1 protein-coding gene and 1 pseudogene are annotated in these 1,430 nt (G+C 40.5%); both read right to left on the bottom strand.

Annotated features, from left to right (window positions below; all coding sequences use genetic code 11):
* Positions 1–316: 316 nt before the first annotated feature.
* Positions 317–994, bottom strand: a complete 678-nt coding sequence (locus AC1DSB_RS19235) for an amino acid ABC transporter permease (RefSeq protein WP_477532868.1) — start codon at positions 992–994, stop codon at positions 317–319.
* A 21-nt stretch (positions 995–1,015) separates the two neighbouring features.
* Positions 1,016–1,405 (bottom strand): annotated as a pseudogene (locus AC1DSB_RS19230) (transporter substrate-binding domain-containing protein); the annotation flags it as partial.
* Positions 1,406–1,430: the final 25 nt, after the last annotated feature.

The following is a 1,430-nucleotide window of genomic DNA, read 5'->3' as shown; positions in this document are numbered from 1 at the left end:
GCTGAAGGCCCCACAGGAAACGAATAGTGCAAATGTAAGTTTGCACTATTCGTTTGCGACGAAGCTAGCGAAGCGATGCGGGAGCACCGGTTTTTCTAGTGACGAGGAGACTGAAGCCGTGCCCGCGAAACGCGTCCGCCGCAATGGAAATCAACATATTCTTGCATAAGCTCTTTTTCAATAGAAATGCAGTTATATTCACTCATTTTTTTCTTTGTCTACAGTCTGAAAGGAGCCAAAACAGTTTATGTTTTGGCTCCTTTTTCGTTTGAAAAAACTTATTCATTACTTTGAATTCAAGAACGGTACATCGAATTCAAAGATATTTCGCAAAACGTTTTTCCAAATAGTTCTGTAGAACAGTCATGACTGAACAAATTGCCCAGTAGATAAGAGCTACAAGGATGAGTAGGGTTAATAAATCATATTCCCTTGCCCCAACGCTTCGTGCTTTTTGAAACATTTCTGGCACCGTAATCATTGCTGCCAATGAAGAGGCTTTGATTAAATCCATTAATACATTGGATAGTGGAGGTACGGCGATTCTTACGGATTGTGGGAGAATAATTCTTCTCATGGATTGCCAATACGTAAGTCCAAGTGCTTTGGAAGATTCCCATTGTCCAATATCAACGGAAGATAGTGAAGATCTAAGAATTTCAGCCATGTAAGCCGCGCTATTCAAACTGAAGCCAATCAGCGCAGCCTGCATCGCCGTAAATTCAACTCCGATGACTGGAAACCCAAAGTATAACAAGAACAGTATGACCAGGATTGGAACGCCTCTCATAAATGAAATGTACAATCTCGCTGGCCATTGTAAGAACAGAAGATTTGATGTTCTTGCCAGAGCAATGAAAAATCCGATAATCAGTCCGACTACCATACTGACAATTGCGATGAGAAGCGTATACCAAATGCCACTAAGAACGTAGGGGAAAGAATCAAGAGCTAATTGAGGATCAAATAGAAGTCCCCATTCAATTTCATTCATCCGTTAATCCCCCTGGCTCAATTAATCAATATTAACTTCTTTGGAAACATCCGCACCATTAAAGAATTTTGCGGAAATTTCACTGATGGTTCCATCTTCAAGCATTTCTTTCAACACTCGATTGACGTTGTCTTCGAGCTCTGAATTTTCTTTGTTGATGACAAGACCAATCTTGGACGGACTGTATTTGATATCCGGATGAATGGTGATGTTCAATTCAGGAAATGCAGCTACAGCAAGTGTTTGAAGATAATAATCATTTAAAATAACGTCTGTTCGCCCAATGGATACGTCACGTAAGTAAACTTCGTTCGGTACATTATCATACGTAACTTCTTCTGCTCCATATTGACGGGCCATTTCCATATAAACTGATGTGGATGCCCCAGCCGCTTTTTTACCCTTTAAATCCAGCCGCTTTTTTACCCTTTAAATC

It is taken from the genome of Paenisporosarcina sp. P4_E4_2 (assembly GCF_056401595.1).
The sequence above is the reverse complement of the archived record's forward strand: the minus strand, read 5'-3'. Positions and strand labels throughout refer to the sequence as shown.